This is a genomic window from Corallococcus sp. AB038B (assembly GCF_003668955.1).
GTDB classification, from domain to species: domain Bacteria; phylum Myxococcota; class Myxococcia; order Myxococcales; family Myxococcaceae; genus Corallococcus; species Corallococcus exiguus.
This window is the reverse complement of record NZ_RAWO01000002.1, coordinates 650,554-667,721: the sequence shown is the minus strand read 5'-3', so window position 1 is coordinate 667,721 and position 17,168 is coordinate 650,554. Positions and strand designations below refer to the sequence as shown.

Sequence of the window (17,168 nt, the reverse complement as noted above, 5' to 3'; positions counted from 1 at the left end):
TGCATGCCCCACCGCGACAACGGAACGGGCTCAAGGTCGCAAATCAGGCCTGGATAGACTTCAGCGTAATTTTCCAACCCTCGCTGAATCCCCCCTGGAGACAGATGATTCGCTCGAACTGGATGACGTGGTCCCCTGCCCTGCTGGTGTCGGCGGGCCTGATGCTGGCCGCTTGCGGAGGCCCGGAGCTGGAAGCTCCTGGGATGGACGTGTCTGCCATTGGCACGGTGGAGGGTGAAGCGAACTCGCCCATCTACGACCGGGCGCGCGCGTACGCCGCCGCCAATCCCAAGCGCGACGGGGGTTCGTGGAACCAGTGGTGCGGTTCGCTGATGGTCCGCTTCGGGCAGCTTCCCGACTCCGCCGTACGCCCCACGGCCATCGAGGCCTACCGCGCTTCGCGCATCGTCTCCACGGACGCGTCCAAGGCGCTGACGGGAGCCTTCCACTGGTGGGACATCGGTTCCGCGGGCCACGTGGGCGCGGATCTGAACGGCGGCGGCGGCACGGTGTTCATGGCCACGTACAACCTCTCCCAGTCGTGGGGGGATGCGATTGGCGTCAACAGCGTCTCCGGCTACTCGTCGAAGACGGGCGCGCGCTACCTGGGCTGGTCCATGGACTACGCGGGCGGGAAGATCGCTGGCGGCGGCCAGTCTCCGGGCGGCGGTTCGAGCAGCCTGCCGCAGACCACCACCGAGTTCGACGGCATCCCGGGTGAAATCTATTACAAGCGCATCCAGACGGTGGGCAAGCGCGACTACGGCTATACGGGCCCCATCGACGGCGTCACCGGGCCGAACACGGAGAAGATCCGCGTGCGCATCACCGCGCGCGAACTGAACCGGCGCGGCGGCCCTCGCACCTCCTCCGAGGACGATGGCATCCCCGGCTCCATCTACTGGACCCGTGTGCAGACGGTGGGCCGGTCCTTCGGCTACACCGGCCCCATCGACGGCCTCCCCGGCGCGAACACGTACAAGGCCGAGCACATGATCTGCGCGTACGCCGTGAACCGCGCGTTCTGACCTCGCCCGGTGCCTCACGGCGCGGTGCGTGATCCGCGCCGTGGAAAGCCTTGCCCCCTCTTCTCCCCGGTCGCCATTCGCGGCGGCCTCGGGGTAGCCTGCGGGCCTCTCCACGGAAGAGGGGGCCCATGAGAGTCGTGTCGTCCGTCCTGGAATCCGTCACCGTTCACGCCGAGGGCGCGCTGTGCACGCGCGCGTTCGTGCTCTCGCCCGAGGCCGGTCACCTGCCCGGCCAGGTCCGCATCGACGGCCTGCCACTGTCCCTGCGCACGGGCTCGCTGCGCGCCCGGGTGGTGGAGGGGCCGCCGGACCTCCTCGTCCGCGACCTCAAGCCCACGTTCGACGTGCGGATGCCGCCGGAGTCGGAGCTGCCCGCGGAGCAGCACGCGCTCGAAGCGGCGGAGGCCATCCTGGCGGCCGTGCATGGCCGGTTGGAGCGGGTTCGCGCGGAGATCTCGGCGCTGCGCGGCCTGACGCCCACCTGGCCAGCCCCGCGCAAGGGCCATCTCCCGCGCGAGGCACCGCTGTCCTCGATGCTGTCCCTCACCGGCTTCGTGGACTCGGAGCTGGCGGAGCTGCAGGCCCAGGAGCTGGACCTGGCGCGCCAGCACCGCGACGCCACGAACGAGCTGGAGCTGCGCCGCCGCCGCGTCCAGGAGCTGTCCTCCGCGAAGAGCGTGGACCGGACCCGGCTGTTCCGCGCGGCGCTGCTGACGCTGTCCGGCCCCATCGCCGCGAACGCGGACGCGCGGCTGGTGCTGGAGTACGCGGTGGCCGGCGCGCGCTGGGTGCCCACCTATGACCTGCGCCTGCCGCGCACGCTGGAGGAAGGCACGCTGCGCATGCGCGCCGCCGTCGTCCAGCGGACCGGCGAGGACTGGAGCGGCGTGCGGCTGGCGGTCTCCACCGCGAGCCTGGAGCGGCGCGCGGAGGTGCCCGAGCTGAAGTCGCTGCGCATCGGCCGCAGCCAGCCTGCCCCGGCGCGCTCGGGGTGGCGTGAACCGGCGCCGGGCCTGGAGGAGCTGTTCGCGGGCTACGACGCCCTGCACGTCGCCCGCCCGGAGCCGGTCCTTCCCAAGCCTCAACCGTCGCCCATGCCGGTCATGCCTGAAGGCGCGTACGAGCGGGAGAAGAGCTACAAGGAGTCGGCCTCGTACGGAGGCGCGCCCGGAGCCGCGCCCAGCATGTCCGCGCCTCCTCCGCCCGCGCCCATGGCGCCAGCACCGAAGTCCTCGGGGGCTTTTCTGGGAGCGGCTCGTCCCTCGGCGTCCCGCCGCAGCGACACCGGCGCTGTCCCGGCACAGAGCATGCCCGGGGCCCGCGGCGGTGGCGGCATGGACCGCATGCGCAACAAGAAGCGCGCGGTCGAGGAGGACGACTTCGATGGCGCCCCGATGGCGGACCTGTCGATGGACGAAGAAGAGGGCGGCGCCGGCTCCGGCAACGAGCTCCGGAGCGCGACGGGCCTGGAGCCCGCGGACCGTCTGTTCGACTACGACTCGCTGACGCTGGCCTCCGCGGCCTCCCAGGCGCAGCGCGGCCGGTTGCGTCCCCGCTCCGCGCTCGTCTCCCAGGCGATGCTGTCCATCACGTCGGTGAACGTGCAGGTGGAGGTGGTGCGCCTGGAGGCCCAGGCCTTCGTCATCGCCGAGTCCGTGAACAGCGTGGCGCCCCCCACCTGGGCCGTGCCGCCGCACGACTCCGCCCGCCACTTCGATGCGCGCTTCGACTCGGACGCCGTCGCGGACGTGCCGTCCGATGGCGCGTGGCACACCGTGCCCATGCTGACGGTGCCCCTGGTGCTCAAGGCCGAATACGTGTGCGTGCCCTCCGTGGAGCCGCGCGTCTTCCGCACGGTGCGCATGGACAACGCCTCGCCGCATCCGCTGCTCGCGGGGCCGGTGGACGTGACGCTCGGTGATGAGTTCCTGATGACGTCGCCCATGCCCACGCTGGGGCCGGGCGAGACGCAGCGGCTGGGCCTGGGCGTGGAGGAAGCGCTCCAGGTGGCGCGCAACACCCGCTTCGACGAGGCCACGGGCGGCATGTTCGGCAACAGCACGGTGCTCACGCACCATGTCTCCGTGGACGTGGCCAACCACCTCTCCCGCGCCGCGAACATCGCCATCTCCGAGCGGATCAGCGCGATCCCCGAATCCCAGAAGGACATCAAGGTGGAGGAGGCGGAGGTGGCACCGCCCTGGCAGAAGGCCACGCCGCTGCCGGGTGAAGAGGCGGTGGAGGGCGAGCGGGTGTGGCGCGTGAGCGTCCCCGCTGGAGAGAAGCGTTCGATGAAGGCGTCGTGGGTCGTGAAGCTGCCCGCCAGCAAGATGCTGAACGGCGGGAACCGGAGGACGTGATGCGCACTTCCATTCTGTTGCCCCTGATCAAGGTGACGGTCCTGGAGGACCGGGCGCTCGTCGAGCGCAGCGGCACGGTGACGCTGCCGCCGGGTCCCTGCCGTCTCGTGGTGGACGGGCTGCCGGCGGTGGCGGTGGACCGCTCGCTCCAGGCGAAGCTCACTGGCGGCATGGTGACCCAGGCCAGCCTGCGCCGTTCCATGCGCGCGGTGCTGCCCGAAGCCCTGCGCGAGCACCACTCGGAGCTGGCCCGCCGCGCCTTCGAACGCGAGCAGGTGCTGGCACGTGCCCAGGCGGAGGTGCGGCGCCTGGAGGCGAAGCACGGCCTGCTGGAGACCGCGCGCCGGGACATCCTCCGTTCCATCTCCGAGCGCACCGGAGCCGGTGAAGCGGATCCGGCGCGATGGAAGGAACAGCTCGCGACGGTCCGCCAGGAGCAGACCGCGACCGACGATCAACTGCGGCAGGCCCGCCGTGAGCTGGGGCGCCTGGAGCGGCAGCACATCCAGGAGACCCGCGACGTGCTGTCCCGCACGGAGATGCCGGAGCCCCGGCTGGACGTGCGCGCAGAGCTGGACGTGAGCCACGCCGCGGGCGGTGAAGCGACGTTGACGCTCAGCTACCTGGTGCCGTGCGCCGCGTGGCGGCCGGCCTACCGCGCGGTGTTGGGTCTCGCGGATGCGGCGTCCTCGGTGAAGTTGGAGTGCGAAGCCGTGGTCTGGCAGAACACCGGCGAGGCGTGGAAGGACGTGACGCTGGCCTTCTCCACGGCGCGGCCCACACTGGGCGCCACGCCGCCCCGGCTCACGGAGGACTGGCTCTACCTGCGCGAGAAGACGTCGCGAGAGAAGCAGGTGGTGGACGTCTCCATCCGCGAGGAGTCCCTCCAGGAGACGGGCGAAGCGGGAGCGACGAAGGCGGCGGACGCGCTGCCCGGCATGGACGACGGCGGCGAAGCCGTGACGCTGTCCGCGCCGCACAAGGCCACGGTGCCGTCGGACGGCGAGGCGCACCGCGTGGCGCTGTTCGCGTTCACGTCGCCGGCGACGTCGGAGCTGGTGGCCTGCCCGGAGCAGTCACCGCTGGTGCACCGCGTGGCGAAGTTCGACAACACGGGGCCGGCGGTGTTGCTCGCGGGGCCGGTGGACCTGGTGCGCAACAGCGGCTACGTGGGCCGCGCGCAGCTGAAGTTCGCGGGCCGGGGCGAGCGCGTGAAGCTGGGCTTCGGCAGCGAGGACTCGCTGCGCGTGTCGCGGCAGGTGGACGTGGGCGAGGAGGTCGCTCGCATCACCGGCCGACGCACGCGCACGGAGAAGGTGAAGCTGTTCATCTCCAACATGGGCGCGAAGCCCACGGCGCTCGCGGTGGAGGAGCGCATGCCGGTGTCGGAGGTGGAGGCCGTGGAGGTGGCGCTGATCAAGGACGCCGCGAAGCCCGCGCCCACGAAGGTGAGCGCAGAGGGCATCGTGCGCTTCGAACTGAACGTGCCAGCGCGCTCCCGGCAGACGGTGGACTTCGGCTTCACGGTGGCCCGCGCAGCGAAGGTCGCGGGCCTGTAGGGAATCGCCACGCCATGCCCTTCGCGACGAAGTCCAGCCGCCGCATCCACTACGAGGTCCAGGGCCACGGCCCTCCCCTGCTGCTCCTGCACGGCCTGCTCCAGTTGGGCTCACACTGGTCGCTCAAGGGGTACCTGCCCGCGCTGACGGATGCGTACACGGTGGTGACGTTCGACTCGCTGGGGCATGGCCAGAGCGACACGCCGCACGACCTGGAGGCCTACGCGCTGAAGCATCGCGTGGAGGACGCGCTGTCGGTGCTCGACACGCTCTCCATCGACCGGGCCCACGCGTGGGGCTACTCGATGGGCGGCTGGACGGTGTGTGGCCTGGCGTCCTTCGCGCCGGAGCGGCTGGCCTCGTACGTGGTGGGCGGCTGGGATCCGGTGGTGGGCCTGCCCGTGGCCTACGCGGCCATGGAGAAGCAGCTCAAGCCCGGTACCCGTGTGGACTGGTTCCAGGTGCTCCTGATGGGAGCACGGCGCGCGCCGGAGCTGTCGGAGGCCATTGACGCGGGAGACCTGGACGCGCTTCGGCTGTGCATGAAGGCCTGTGAGACGTCGGCGGGCCTGGATGAGGCATTGGTGGGCTCCGGCAAGCCGGGGTTGCTGTACTGCGGCGTGACGGACCCGTACCACGACTCCATGAGGGCCGTGGCGCAGCGGGCCGGCGCGGCGTTCGCGACCATCGAGCACGCCGACCACGGCGGCGCCTGGGCGAAGGCGCCCAAGGTGCTGCCGCACGTGCTGCCGTTCCTCGCCTCCGTCACACGACGTTGAGATTGAAATGACCCAGACGTCCGCGAACGAGCAGCTGGAGGAGATCCTCCGCGCTCACGACCTCCCCATCCAGGAGGAAGGGGAATGGCTCCGCGTGAGCCCCCGGGGCCCGCGCCTCCAGGCAACGTTCACCGACACGCGAACCGAGCCGGGCCTCTGCACACGACGGCTCGACGTCTGTTTGGAGCCGTGGACCGGCCGGTGGGTCGTCGAGTCCGTGGCAGGCGTTGGCAAGACGGAAGAGGAGGCCTTGAACGATGCCCTGATGAACTTCGCCCGGGCGAGCCTGCACGTGCTCCTGGCCGCCTTCGTTCGTCCTCCCGATGACCACGTCACCGTCGAGACATGGCAGGTGGGTGGCATCGACCGGAGGGTCATCCTGGGCAATATCATCACCCGAGGCGACAGCCCCGGCCCGCAGCTTGTGGAGCCGTGGCTCAATGCCTTCGAGAGCGCGCTCCGGTCGCTGCCGCTGGCCTCCGGCACCCATTGGGTGCGCGTCTATTACGCCCAGAGGGAAGAGAAGCGCATGGCGCTGGAGGTGCTGCTCGACAACGAGCCATGGCAGGAACTGGCGGACCTGCTCGAGACCGCCCCCTGGCCCGCGGCCCCCGGGTTTCTCAGCCGGAGGCTGTTCCTGGTGCTCCAGGGCAGCGTGGCGGAATGGTTGACGCCCGAGCCTTCCGTCTCCCCCCCCGTCGCTACACCCGCGGCGCCCAAGCGTCCCTGGTGGAAGTTCTGGTAGCCGCCCTGATCAATTCGCGGACTGGATGGCGATGACGCGGACGTCGAAGTCCTTGCACCCGGCGTCCTTGCAGATGCCGTTGAGCCACGCTTCGCCCTGGCCGAACATCACGCCGTCAGTGTTGACGAAGAGGTCCGCGTAGCGCTGCCGGGTGATGACGTTGGCGATGGCCGGCGTGACGATGACGTCGTAGTGCCTCACGAACGCCGCGGCGTCTGGCAGCTTCACCTTCCTGCCGCCCACGTTCGCGGTGAAGGGATACGCCACCAGGGCTGCGACGGCTTTCGCGTCATGCGCGGCCACCGCCTTCTGGAACGCCGCGAAGGCCTGTTCGTACTTCGCGGGTTCTCCGAGGACGCTTTGGATGCGGGCGTTGACGTCGGAGGTCGCGGCATCCGGCGTCCCGGTGACGACGTTGGGAGCGGATGATGGCGCGGCGGCTTCCGGTGTTTCAGCACGTTGACAGGAAGCCGCTGACACAAGAACAAGGGCGGCAAGCCGCGTGGGCTTCGTCTGCATGAGTTCCCCCCGCCAGGGCAGGCCGCGCTCCTGGCAAAGACAGACTCTACAGACCTTGATACGTCTCAGCGCATGCCCTGGACCAGCGTCCATAGCTCGCGTCTCGCGGCCGACTGCGGGACTCGCCGGAATAGTGCATCACGGACAAAGCGCGCGGCTCCATTCTCCCACTGGGCCACACGTCCCACCTGATGTGAGCGCACGACCAGCGCGTTGGCACGTTTCACCCGGCGGGATTCGTATGCACGCAGTGCGTCTTCCACGCTTCCCGGCGCCGCGAGACATTCCCCCAGCACCACACCGTCCTCGATGGCCTGACATCCCCCCTGCCCCAGGTTCGGTGTCATCGGATGCGCGGCGTCACCCAGCAACGTCACCCGGCCCCGACTCCAGCGAGACACCGGCGGACGGTCGTGGATGTCCGTGCGCAGGACGCGCTCGGGTGGCGTCACCGCGAGCAGCTTCGCGATGGGCGCGTGCCATCCGGCGAAGCGCTCCTGAAGGACGGCGAGCGTCTGTCCCGGCGCATCCTCCGCCCCCGCGGGCGCGTTCAGCGTGGCGAACCAGTACACCTCGCCATGGCCAATGGGCACGATGCCGAAGCGGGCCCCGGGTCCCCACGTTTCGGTGACCTGCCCCGCCTCCACGAGGTCCGCCCCCGGGCAGACCCCGCGCCAACTGGTGTAGCCGGAGTAGCGCGTGGGCTGCGCGCCCAGCAGGCCGGTCCGCACGGCGGAGCGCAGTCCATCCGCGCCCACCAGGACGTCGCCGGTGACGGTCTCGCCAGTGGACAGCGTCACCGTGACGCGGGTGCCGTCGTCCTGGAAGCCCGTCACGCTGACACCCAGCCGCACGGCCTCCTCCGGGCCCGCGTGGGCGCGAAGGACGGCCTGGAGGCGCGCGCGGTGCACGGCCACCATCGGGATATCCAGTTCCTCCTGGAGCGAGCGCACGTCGATGGCGGTGATACGAGCGCCCGTCGAATCGAGGATGAGGGTCCGCTCGGCGCGTTCGCCCTCCGCGACCACCGCGTCACACAGGCCGATGCGGCGCAGGGCGACCGCTGCGTTCATCTGCACGATGATGCCCGCGCCCACCGGGCGCAGCGCGTCTGCGCGTTCGAACACCGTGGCGCGAAGGCCCGCGCGCTGGAGCGCACAGGCCAGCGTGAGGCCTCCAATGCCTGCTCCGGCGATGAGGACGTGGCGGGTGGATGCGGACGTCATGGCGGCCTCCGGTCATGCCGGCGCCACGGGTCAACCGAACCAGCGGCCGGCGTCAGGAGCAAAGACTCGCACGCGTTCGAGCAGCGACGCCGGCAGACGGGCCTGGAGCGTCGCGTGGACCTGCGCGGGGCTGTAAGCCTGACTGAAATGCATCAGGACCAGGGCCTCATTCTGGAAGCGGTCCGCCATGGAGGCGATCTCCTCCAGGTGGATGTGGGCCCGCTCCTGCGCGTCGCGCACGGTGCGCTCCGCGTCGATGAACGTGCATTCGAGGATGAGCACGCGGCTGTCGAACAACGACGGCTGGCGCTCCAGCACGTTGGAGAGCGTGTCCGTGCAGTAGGCCAGTTCCAACCGCTCGACTTCATCGAACAGCGGCTCACCGGCCTGACGACGGCGGCCAATCTCCGCCGGAGGCAGCTCGCGGAACTCCGGCTTGAGCTTCGCGACGCGGCGCAGGAACTGGTAGCCCAGCGACGGCACGGGGTGGTGCGTGCGAAAGGCACGAACCCACAGGTCCTGCTGCACCTTCACGGTGTCGCCGGGGCGCAGGGGAACGGTGCGGACCTCCGACTTCATCCGGTGCAGGCGCCCCAGGGCCGCGAGCGCCTCCTGCACGGGCGCTTCAATCTCCGCGGGCAGGTAGACGAACGGCGGCCCCTTCCCCACGAGCGCACGGATGCCCAGCAGCGAGCCCAACGCGCTCGCATGGTCCGCATGCCCGTGGCTGAGGAAGATGCGGTCCGTGGTGGCGAAGGAGCGGATGGGGATGCCCGCATCGAGCAGCACCCCCAACTCCGGCACCAGGAGCGACGTGTACACGCCGCCCACGGACACGCCGCGCACGGTATAGGGTCCCGCCTGCACCTCGGTCAGCATGCGCGGAAGCCTACGCCGATCAGTTCTTCGCGCGCTCGTACTGGTGCGGCCACAGCACGTCCGCACGCAGCTCCTTCGCGGCGCGCAGCGGCCAGTACGGATCCCTCAACAGCTCGCGCGCCAGGAAGACGACGTCCGCCTGGCCCGTGGCCAGGATGTGCTCGGCCTGGTACGCGGAGCGGATCATCCCCACCGCGCCCGTGAGCAGGCCCGTCTCCTTGCGCACCTGCTCCGAAAGCTGCGTCTGGTAGCCCGGCCCCACCGGAATCTTGGCGTACGGCACCACGCCGCCCGACGAGCAATCCATCAGGTCCACGCCCTCCTTCGCCACCAGCCGCGCCAGCGCCACGGAATCCTCCGGCGTCCAGCCGCCCTCCACCCAGTCCGTGGAGGAGATGCGCATGAAGAGCGGCAGCGACTCCGGCCACTTCGCCCGCACGGCGCGGGTCACCTCCAGCGCGAAGCGCGTCCGGTTCTCGAACGTGCCGCCGTACTTGTCCGTCCGCTTGTTCGACAGCGGCGACAGGAACTCGTGCAGCAGGTAGCCGTGCGCCGCGTGCAGCTCGATGACCTGGAACCCCGCGGCCTTCGCCCGCACCGCCGCGTCCGCGAACGCCTTCACGATGCGCTGGATGCCCGCCTCGTCCAGCGCGGTGGGCACCGGGTAGCCCTCCTCGAACGCCTCCGTCGTGGGGCCCAGCACCTGCCAGCCGCCATGCTCCGGCTCCACGCGCTTGCCCGCGTCCCACGGACGGGGCGTGGAGGCCTTTCGGCCCGCGTGCGCCAACTGCACGCCGGACGCGGCGCCGTTCTGGTGCATGAAGCGGTTGATGCGCGCCAGTTGCTCCACGTGCGCGTCCTGCCACAGCCCCAGGTCCTGCGGGGAGATGCGGCCCTCCGGCTCCACCGCCGTGGCCTCCGTCACCACCAGGCCCGCGCCCCCCACCGCGCGGCTGCCCAGGTGCACCACGTGCCACTCGTTCGCGAAGCCGTCCTCGCTCGAGTACTGGCACATGGGCGAGACGACCACGCGGTTGCGCAGGGTGATGTCCCGCAGCTTCAAGGGGGAGAACAGCTTGCTGCTCATGTCGGGTCCTTTCGGGGGATGGAAGAGGTCTGCTCTGGCAGCCCCAGCGCCGTGCGCACCTGGGCCGTGCTCTTGCCCAGCCAGTGCCGGCGCTGGTTCTCCTGCGTCGTGAGGCTGCGCGTCTCCATGCGGTCCACGTAGAGCGTGCCGTCCAGGTGATCCAGCTCGTGTTGGATGATGCGCGCGTACCAGCCGCGCGCGGACACCGACACCGGCTGCCCGTTCTCATCCAGCGCCTCCACCCGCACGCCGCGCGCCCGGGCCACCAGCGCCGCGAAGCCGTTCACGCTCAGGCAGCCCTCGTGGAACTCCACTGGCGTGGGGTCCTCCACGACGAGCTTCGGGTTGATCAGCACGTGGAAGGCCACCGGCGAGCGCTCCCGCAGCGCCAGGTCCGCGGGCGCCGCACCCGCCTGGTACTCGGCGCGGTCCTCGATGACCACCAGCCGCAGGCCCACGCCCACCTGGGGTGCCGCGAGCCCCACGCCGGGCGCATCCCGCATCGTGTCGCGCATCAGTTGGATGAGCTGCCGCGTCGCTTCGCTGCCGATTTCTTCCGGGGTCAGCTCCCGCGCGCGTTGGCGCAGCACCGGTTCCCCCGCCTGGACGATCTTGAGCACCATGGTGGCCCCACCGTAACAACCGCTCTCCCGCCGCGCCGCATCGCCGTGGGGCCGGCATGGGCCCGGCCGCCCGGCTCCTCACGAAGCGGGCGGCCCCTGGCGTGGAGGGGTACCACTGACGGTAGGCTGTGTCGCACCATGGCTCGCCGCAAGAAGGCCGACGAAACCACCGCGCGCGTGCGCAACCTGCTCGCCCTCGACGCAGCAGGAATCATGCGCCGGCTGGCCGCACGCAGGGAGGACATGTTCCTCCTCTTCTCCCGCCTGCGCAGCCGCGACCCGTTGGTGGAGACCGTGGCCTCGCGCTACGCGGACGGCGCCTTCGCCCAGCTCATCCACCTGACCGAGCAGGAGCAGGCGGTGGTGGACCACTTCTACGGGCGCCTGGACGAGCTGCGCTGGTACTTCACCTACACCGAGGACATGCCCGGCACCGCGCACCAGACGTTCAACTCGCTGCACCGCCGCCTGGAGGAGAGCTACCGCCTCTTCGTGGACACCCTGGGGCTGCCCGTCCAACCCGACGGTGTACGCGTGGTGAACGTGGAGGCCGTGCGCCAGGAGACCACGGCCACGGAGGCCACACCCGTGGCGCTCGCCCCGCTGCCCCGCCGCCGCCGCGCGCCGCCCGCGTAACTCAGGCCGCGGAGGCCTCCGCGCGAGCGTCCGCGGCCGACATCTCAGGCGCCGCGGCCTTCACCAGCCGCTTCATGGACGCCTTGCCCACGACGATGTCCACCATCTTCCGTGCGCGCGTCCAGACGCTCTCCTGCACGTAGGGGATGCCGTACTTCTCGCAGAGGGCGCGCACGTGCGGCTGCGCCTCGCGGTACTTCAGCATCGGCAGGTCCGGCCAGAGGTGGTGCTCAATCTGGTAGTTCAGCCACAGGTGGGCGAAGTCGTTGAGGTCGCCGCCCGTGCGGTAGTTCGCGCTGCCCACCACCTGCTGCACCATGCGCTCCCCCTTGTTCGCGGGCGCGGAGTCGAAGCGGTACAGGTCCTCGCCGGTGTGGTTGGGGCCCACCACGAAGAACGTGTGCAGGTTGGTGACGACGTCCGCCAGCACGGAGTTGCAGAACACGCTGAACGCCGCCCACGGCGACACCAGCAGGAACGCCGCCGGATACAGCCCGAAGAAGACGGTCGCGTACGGCAGGTAGCAGCGCGTGAAGAGCTCCCACAGCTCCGCGCGCGTCAGCGCCCCACCCTCGCGCCGGCCCTTGCGGCGCAGTGAGCCCAGCGTCTCCGGCGCGTAGTAGCTCGCGCGCCAGGTGACGGCCAGCAGCGCCAGTTGCACGTAGCGCAGGGCCAGCGGCCGGCCGGTGTCACGCAGCGTGCCCTCCGCGTTGCGCTCCAGGAGGTCCGGATCCGCGTCCTCGCCGGTGTGCGAGTGGTGCAGCACGTTGTGCTCGAAGACCCACGCCTCCGGCAGCATCCAGTCCAGCCAGTCCACGAACCGGCGGTTCCCCTTCGCGAAGCCCTTGCTGGTGCGCGACGCGGGCATGCCCGGCACGCGGTCATAGCCCCGGTGCCCCACGTGGTGCATGAGCAGCCAGCGCGTGGAGCGGCCCAGGCCCAGCGCCACCGCGGAGAGTGGATTGGGGGCAATCCACGCCGTGGCCACGCCCAGCACCGAAGCCACCTTCCCCCACAGCTCCATCTTCCGCAGGTGCGCCTTGTCCGCTTCACCCAGGTTCGCGTCCAGTTGGGCACGCAGCGCCTTCAGCTCCGCGTAGAAGCCCTCCACGTCCACGGAGGCCAGGTCGAAGTCAGGGGTGGCGCGGGACATGCGAAGGGACTCCTCGAGAGCGGGACGGGGACCACGGCCGATGCGGGCCGCACCGTAACCTCCGCCAGCGCTCACGCAAAGCGTCACATCCCGCTCACCCGCTCGCCGGGCGACGGGGCAGCACCAGCTTCGCGATGAGCACCTGAAGCACGTCGCCCTTCTGGTTGCGCGTCTCACTGCGCACCGTGGCGATGCCCCGGTCCGGCCGCGTGCGGGAGGGAATGATCTCCAGCACCTCGCTCTCCACCTGGAGGATGTCCCCCGGGCGCGTGGGCCGGGGCCAGCGGATGTCGCCGCCCGCCCCCACGATGCCGCCCTTGAAGGGCAGACCGCTCTGGACGTTGAGCTTCATCGTGAGCGCCGCCGTGTGCCAGCCGCTCGCCGCCAGCCCTTCGAACAGCGTGTCCTTCGCCGCGGCGTCGTCCAGATGGAAGCCCTGCGGGTCGAACTCCCTCGCGAAGGCGATGATCTGCGCCGCGTCCAGCGCGTGCGTGTCACTGAAGAACTTCTGCCCCACGGACAGGTCGTCCAGGAACAACTCCTGGCGCCCGCCCTCTGCCGTCGATGCCATGCCCACGTCCTTCCAGGACGGATGCCCGCCCACATTATGAGCATAATCCGTCCATCTCCTGGGCGCTCGTCCGGGTGCCACTGTTCTCCAGGTCGCACGGGTGGCCACCCTCGGGTCGCTCCGGATGCCGAACGTTGAACATCGCGCGCCCGCGCTGGCGGACACGCTCCGAAACAACCAGCTCCCGCGGCCCGTGGAGTATGAGCAGTGCGTGCCTCTCTCCTGCTTCCGACGCCACCTGTCCGTCCTCGCCGTGGCCCTGATGGGCCTGGGGGCCTCCATGGCCCACGCCGACGAGGACACGCCCGTGTCCCCCATCGACCGCTCCGAGGTCGGAGAGGTGACGGTGGAGGGCGCGAACAAGACGACGTCCGGGACGGTGCGCTCGTTCGGACAGGTGGGCGTGGGCGACACGGTGGACAGCGCGGAACTGGAGAAGGTGGAGCGGCGCCTGTTGGCCACCGGCCTCTTCCAGGAGGTCCGTGTCGGCACCGAGCCGATGCCCGACGGGCGCGTGCGGCTGGTGCTGCGCGTGAAGGACAAGGCGTCGTGGGTGGTGGCCCCCACGGTGGCGCTGTCCTCCGCGAACACCGGCGGCGGGCTGCTCTACGCGGAGAACAACCTGGGTGGCCGCGCGAAGAAGTTCGCCGTCGCGGCGCAGGTGAGCACCGGCGAGAGCGGCCTGTACGTGGGCTTCCTGGATCCGATCCTCTTCGGCCTGCCGCAGCTCAAGTTCAGCCTGGAGGGACAGCTGAAGAGCGACCGCGTGGACGAGTACAGCATGGACGCCAGTGAGGATGACCCGGAGATCCTCCGGCGCACGCGCTTCAACTCCGCGTCCATCAGCTCCGAACTGGGCTTCATCCTCTTCGAGCGCGTGCGCGCGGCGGCGAAGTACCGCCTGTCCAGCATCGACGCGAAGACTCCGGATCCGAAGATGCCGGTGACGGTGCCGCCGTTCTCCACCGGCCCCGCCATGCGAGACACGTCGCTGCGCCTCATGGTGGGCCTGGACTCGCGCCAGACGCTGCACGCGGTGACGGAGGGGCTCAACCTGGAGGCCTCCTACGAGGTGTCCGGCCCGGGCGTGTGGAGCGAGTTCGACTACCGCAAGTTCGGCCTCCTCTACCGCCACGGCGTCCGCTTCTTCACGGAGCACAACCTGGTGCTCCGCGGGGAGCTGGTGCTGGCCAGGCACCTGCCCTTCCAACAGGAGCTGGTGATGGGCGGCAACACGCTGCGCGGCTTCCAGTACCGGCAGTTCCGCGGCGACAGCCGGCTCACCTTCACGGCCGAGTACCACTTCCCCCTCTTCAAGGTGAAGTCGCTGGCCTTCCGGGGCGTGGCCTTCTCCGACACGGGCGCCATCGCGTGGTGGGATGTGCCCGAGGATGGAGTCCTGCGCGACGCCAACGGACGCGTCATCCGCGACTACCTGCGGGAGACGATCACGGGCCAGAACCCCGTCACCGTGGCCCAGGGCGTGGGCGGGGGCCTGCGGCTGTACCTCAACAACGTCGTGCTGCCCCTGTTGGGCGTGGACGTCGCCTACGCCGTCAACTCCGGCCAGGTGCGCTTCTACCTCGTGGCCGGAGTCACGCCCTCCTGATGCGGCTTGCTAGCCGGCGCGGTCAGCGCTCACGTCCGCGTCCGGCTCAGGATCCGGAGGCAGCACCACGCCGGGCCACGCCTCCGGCGGCAGGTCCAGGCTGAACGGCGGCGACTCGCCGCGCACCGTCCACCAGAGCGCCTTGTCCGCGCACAGCGCCTGCGCGATGCGGCCGGACGTCGTGCGGACGCGCTCCACGACGGCCTGGTGCTCCTCGGGCGTCTGCGCCTCCAGCATCGCGACGACGTTGTCCCAGACGCGCTGCCGCCAGACGATGAGCATCCGCATCACCGTCCGCTCCACCACGGGGCGGCTGAAGGGCACGCGCAAGAGCAGCCGCGTGGACGCGCACCGGTAGCGCTCCGCGAGCAGGTCCACGCAGTCCGGGATGCACGAGCGGAGGATCTCGTTCACGTGGAAGTAGTCATGCCGGTAGCGCGCCATCCGGCGTGCATCCGCCGGCGGCGACTGGTGGGCGATGTTGTCGTAGACGACCATTCCCAGGTCGTGGTTGATGTGCGCGCTCACGCCCAGCAGCGCGTCCTGGTACGGCTGCGTGAGCCCCTGGGCCGGGTAGTGCGTCGCGAAGCGCCACGCCGCGGTGGGCAGCGGCAGGTTCTTCAGCGAGTCGCGCACCGCGATGAGCGCCTCCTCCGCGAAGCGGCCCGTCAGGTGCGACAGCCACTCGGGTTCGAGGAAGCCGCCCGCGTCATCGCGGCTCAGCAGGTGGACGACCTTCCGAGTGACGATGGCGTAGATGTCCAGGAAGATGGCGCGTGAGTCATCCCGCGCGTTCAGCCGGCCGAGGATCTTCTCCAGACCCTCCAGCGCCTCCTCCGCGTTGACCGGATTCCAGAGCACGTCATCCAACCGGATGGGACCCTGTGTGTCCGGAGCCTTTGTCTCGTGGAGGTGAAGCGACGGGGAACGCTGCGACCGGTGAGCCGAGGGGGAGGCCGGTGAAACATTCATGGAATGACGCTCCGCGGGGTGGGGGAACGACTTCACATGAAAGCTTATCTGAACCGGTCCGTCCTGTGATGACACTCACTCGGAAGAAATACGGTGTTTCACCAGACCCCCGCGTGTTGACACTTACGCGGGGGCCTTTGTCACATCGATGTCAAACTCAGGGCGTGGTGCCTTCACTCACGGTGCCGCCCGTCTTGCCCAGGACGTACCGGGCGAGCGCGAGGGCGTTGTTCTCGTCGATGAGGGACTCGTAGGTGGGCATCTGCGTGCCGGGCTTGAAGGACTCCGGGTTGCGGATCCACTTCGCCACTTCCTCCGGGGCCTTGCCCTTGGCGCCCTGGAGCTTGGCCTCGTAGGCCTTGCCGGGGGCGTGGCAGGTCGCGCAGCCCAGGGAGCTGAACATCTTCTCCGGGTCGCTGGAGGGCTCCGCCTTGGGGCGGCCACCGGCGGGCGGCGGCACGACCTTGTCGTTGGGCTTCATGGAGCGCAGGAAGGTGTAGAGGGCGGAGAGCTCCACGGCGTCCGCGTAGCGGTACTTGGGCATGGGCGCGCGCAGGATGTAGCCCCCGGGCGTGATGCCCGTGACCATGGCGTGATTGAACTCGTCCAGCGTCCACTTGCCGATGCCGGCCGTCTCGCTGGGGGTGATGTTGGGCGACAGCAGCTTGCCCTCGCCGCCCAGCGGCACCATGTCGAACTCGAAGCCGCCGCTCAGCAGCGTCTCCGGGTGCTGCATCTTCACCGCGCTGCTCTCCAGGCCGGGCGAGTGGCAGAAGGTGCAGTCGTAGACGCTGGAGGCCAGGTAGCGGCCGTACTCCACGGAGTCCGCCGCCTTCGCGGGCACGAGCACCGGCTCCGTGCGGCCCTTGTCGTTGATGCCCATGGCGAACGCGAACGCCATCCGGCCCGGGGGCGTCAGCTCGGAGCGCGGCGGCTGCTGCTTCTCCGGCGCGAAGTCCGGGTGCCCGGAGCGCATGAAGCCGATGACCGCCGCGATGTCCTTGTCACCCATGTTGGGGAACGGGGGCATGGGGCGGAAGTGGTGGTTCTTGTCGATGCCGTTGATCACCAGGCGGGCGATCTCCTGGTCCGTCCAGGCGCCCACGCCCTTCTCCATGTCGGAGGTGATGTTCGCCGAGTAGAAGGTGCCCAGTTCGGCCGGGAAGTCGAACATCCGGCCGCCCACGGGCTTGGTGTTGCCTCCGCCCGCGTGACACTCGCCACACACCGCGCGGAACACCTGCTCACCGCGGGCAATGCCCTCCGGAGAGCTGTCCCGCGTGATGTTGGGCAGCGCGACATAGTCGTACGTCTTGTTGATCTTGTGGGTGGCCACGCCCATGGCGGAACCCGCGCCAATCAGGACCAGGGCGACCAACGCACCAATGGCGATCAGGATCTTCTTCATCATGGGGAACGCTT

Annotated in this window: 16 protein-coding genes; 7 read left to right on the top strand and 9 right to left on the bottom strand. The window is 70.0% G+C overall.

Annotated features, from left to right (window positions below):
- Positions 1 to 104: 104 nt before the first annotated feature.
- From D7Y04_RS13865 to D7Y04_RS13845, 5 genes are all read left to right on the top strand, one after another.
- Positions 105 to 1,028: a hypothetical protein gene (locus tag D7Y04_RS13865; RefSeq protein WP_233601405.1), complete on the top strand. Its 924-nt coding sequence runs from the start codon at positions 105 to 107 to the stop codon at positions 1,026 to 1,028.
- Positions 1,029 to 1,156: 128 nt separating this feature from the next.
- Positions 1,157 to 3,388 carry a DUF4139 domain-containing protein gene (locus D7Y04_RS13860; RefSeq protein WP_121759629.1) on the top strand — a complete coding sequence of 744 codons (2,232 nt, stop codon included), beginning with the start codon at positions 1,157 to 1,159 and terminating at the stop codon, positions 3,386 to 3,388.
- Entirely contained in the window at positions 3,388 to 4,947 is a 1,560-nt protein-coding gene (locus tag D7Y04_RS13855) for a mucoidy inhibitor MuiA family protein (RefSeq protein ID WP_121759628.1), read from the top strand. Before D7Y04_RS13860 ends, D7Y04_RS13855 begins: the two co-directional genes overlap by 1 nt.
- A 14-nt stretch (positions 4,948 to 4,961) precedes the next feature.
- Positions 4,962 to 5,726 carry an alpha/beta fold hydrolase gene (locus D7Y04_RS13850; protein ID WP_121759627.1) on the top strand — a complete coding sequence of 255 codons (765 nt, stop codon included), beginning with the start codon at positions 4,962 to 4,964 and terminating at the stop codon, positions 5,724 to 5,726.
- Between the two features lie 7 nt (positions 5,727 to 5,733).
- Positions 5,734 to 6,471, top strand: a complete 738-nt coding sequence (locus D7Y04_RS13845; RefSeq protein ID WP_121759626.1) for a DUF6348 family protein — start codon at positions 5,734 to 5,736, stop codon at positions 6,469 to 6,471.
- A gap of 9 nt (positions 6,472 to 6,480) precedes the next feature.
- Here the strand turns inward: D7Y04_RS13845 and D7Y04_RS13840 are convergent, their stop codons facing one another.
- The 5 genes from D7Y04_RS13840 to def all read right to left on the bottom strand — a co-directional run bounded on the left by D7Y04_RS13840 (position 6,481) and on the right by def (position 10,805).
- Entirely contained in the window at positions 6,481 to 6,990 is a 510-nt protein-coding gene (locus D7Y04_RS13840; RefSeq protein ID WP_147477106.1) for a hypothetical protein, read from the bottom strand.
- A 65-nt stretch (positions 6,991 to 7,055) separates the two neighbouring features.
- Positions 7,056 to 8,216 (bottom strand): FAD-dependent monooxygenase, encoded by a 1,161-nt coding sequence (locus D7Y04_RS13835; protein WP_121759625.1) that lies wholly within the window; start codon positions 8,214 to 8,216, stop codon positions 7,056 to 7,058.
- 30 nt (positions 8,217 to 8,246) lie between these two features.
- Positions 8,247 to 9,095: an MBL fold metallo-hydrolase gene (locus D7Y04_RS13830; RefSeq protein WP_121759624.1), complete on the bottom strand. Its 849-nt coding sequence runs from the start codon at positions 9,093 to 9,095 to the stop codon at positions 8,247 to 8,249.
- 19 nt (positions 9,096 to 9,114) lie between these two features.
- Entirely contained in the window at positions 9,115 to 10,182 is a 1,068-nt protein-coding gene (locus D7Y04_RS13825; RefSeq protein ID WP_121759623.1) for an NADH:flavin oxidoreductase/NADH oxidase, read from the bottom strand.
- Positions 10,179 to 10,805, bottom strand: coding sequence for a peptide deformylase (gene def / locus D7Y04_RS13820; protein ID WP_120593525.1), 627 nt, complete (start codon positions 10,803 to 10,805; stop codon positions 10,179 to 10,181). The genes D7Y04_RS13825 and def overlap by 4 nt, the downstream gene beginning before the upstream one ends.
- A gap of 138 nt (positions 10,806 to 10,943) precedes the next feature.
- On the opposite strand from def, the gene D7Y04_RS13815 reads away from it, so the two are divergent.
- Positions 10,944 to 11,441 (top strand): hypothetical protein, encoded by a 498-nt coding sequence (locus D7Y04_RS13815; RefSeq protein ID WP_120593524.1) that lies wholly within the window; start codon positions 10,944 to 10,946, stop codon positions 11,439 to 11,441.
- 1 nt (position 11,442) lies between these two features.
- On the opposite strand, the gene D7Y04_RS13810 is transcribed toward D7Y04_RS13815, so the two are convergent.
- Together D7Y04_RS13810 and D7Y04_RS13805 are read right to left on the bottom strand one after the other, a co-directional pair.
- A complete protein-coding gene (locus D7Y04_RS13810; protein WP_121759622.1) occupies positions 11,443 to 12,594 on the bottom strand; it encodes a fatty acid desaturase in 1,152 nt (383 codons plus the stop codon).
- Between the two features lie 94 nt (positions 12,595 to 12,688).
- The gene (locus D7Y04_RS13805; RefSeq protein ID WP_120593574.1) at positions 12,689 to 13,165 is read right to left on the bottom strand and encodes a MaoC family dehydratase; all 477 of its coding nucleotides are present in this window, start codon (positions 13,163 to 13,165) and stop codon (positions 12,689 to 12,691) included.
- Between the two features lie 124 nt (positions 13,166 to 13,289).
- Between D7Y04_RS13805 and D7Y04_RS13800 the strand changes: the two genes are divergently transcribed.
- Positions 13,290 to 14,774, top strand: coding sequence for a BamA/TamA family outer membrane protein (locus D7Y04_RS13800; RefSeq protein ID WP_370457103.1), 1,485 nt, complete (start codon positions 13,290 to 13,292; stop codon positions 14,772 to 14,774).
- Between the two features lie 9 nt (positions 14,775 to 14,783).
- Here D7Y04_RS13800 and D7Y04_RS13795 read toward each other — a convergent pair whose 3' ends face one another.
- Both D7Y04_RS13795 and D7Y04_RS13790 read right to left on the bottom strand, forming a co-directional pair.
- Positions 14,784 to 15,635 carry a DUF5995 family protein gene (locus D7Y04_RS13795; protein ID WP_147454410.1) on the bottom strand — a complete coding sequence of 284 codons (852 nt, stop codon included), beginning with the start codon at positions 15,633 to 15,635 and terminating at the stop codon, positions 14,784 to 14,786.
- Between the two features lie 268 nt (positions 15,636 to 15,903).
- Positions 15,904 to 17,157 carry a cytochrome c gene (locus D7Y04_RS13790; protein WP_158627516.1) on the bottom strand — a complete coding sequence of 418 codons (1,254 nt, stop codon included), beginning with the start codon at positions 17,155 to 17,157 and terminating at the stop codon, positions 15,904 to 15,906.
- Between the last annotated feature and the right edge of the window lie 11 nt (positions 17,158 to 17,168).

Coding starts and splice junctions, on each gene's coding strand:
- D7Y04_RS13865 (WP_233601405.1), top strand. CDS start 105: ATGATTCGCTCGAACTGGATGACGTGGTCCCCTGCCCTGCTGGTGTCG.
- D7Y04_RS13860 (WP_121759629.1), top strand. CDS start 1,157: ATGAGAGTCGTGTCGTCCGTCCTGGAATCCGTCACCGTTCACGCCGAG.
- D7Y04_RS13855 (WP_121759628.1), top strand. CDS start 3,388: ATGCGCACTTCCATTCTGTTGCCCCTGATCAAGGTGACGGTCCTGGAG.
- D7Y04_RS13850 (WP_121759627.1), top strand. CDS start 4,962: ATGCCCTTCGCGACGAAGTCCAGCCGCCGCATCCACTACGAGGTCCAG.
- D7Y04_RS13845 (WP_121759626.1), top strand. CDS start 5,734: ATGACCCAGACGTCCGCGAACGAGCAGCTGGAGGAGATCCTCCGCGCT.
- D7Y04_RS13840 (WP_147477106.1), bottom strand. CDS start 6,990: ATGCAGACGAAGCCCACGCGGCTTGCCGCCCTTGTTCTTGTGTCAGCG.
- D7Y04_RS13835 (WP_121759625.1), bottom strand. CDS start 8,216: ATGACGTCCGCATCCACCCGCCACGTCCTCATCGCCGGAGCAGGCATT.
- D7Y04_RS13830 (WP_121759624.1), bottom strand. CDS start 9,095: ATGCTGACCGAGGTGCAGGCGGGACCCTATACCGTGCGCGGCGTGTCC.
- D7Y04_RS13825 (WP_121759623.1), bottom strand. CDS start 10,182: ATGAGCAGCAAGCTGTTCTCCCCCTTGAAGCTGCGGGACATCACCCTG.
- def (WP_120593525.1), bottom strand. CDS start 10,805: ATGGTGCTCAAGATCGTCCAGGCGGGGGAACCGGTGCTGCGCCAACGC.
- D7Y04_RS13815 (WP_120593524.1), top strand. CDS start 10,944: ATGGCTCGCCGCAAGAAGGCCGACGAAACCACCGCGCGCGTGCGCAAC.
- D7Y04_RS13810 (WP_121759622.1), bottom strand. CDS start 12,594: ATGTCCCGCGCCACCCCTGACTTCGACCTGGCCTCCGTGGACGTGGAG.
- D7Y04_RS13805 (WP_120593574.1), bottom strand. CDS start 13,165: ATGGCATCGACGGCAGAGGGCGGGCGCCAGGAGTTGTTCCTGGACGAC.
- D7Y04_RS13800 (WP_370457103.1), top strand. CDS start 13,290: ATGCCGAACGTTGAACATCGCGCGCCCGCGCTGGCGGACACGCTCCGA.
- D7Y04_RS13790 (WP_158627516.1), bottom strand. CDS start 17,157: ATGATGAAGAAGATCCTGATCGCCATTGGTGCGTTGGTCGCCCTGGTC.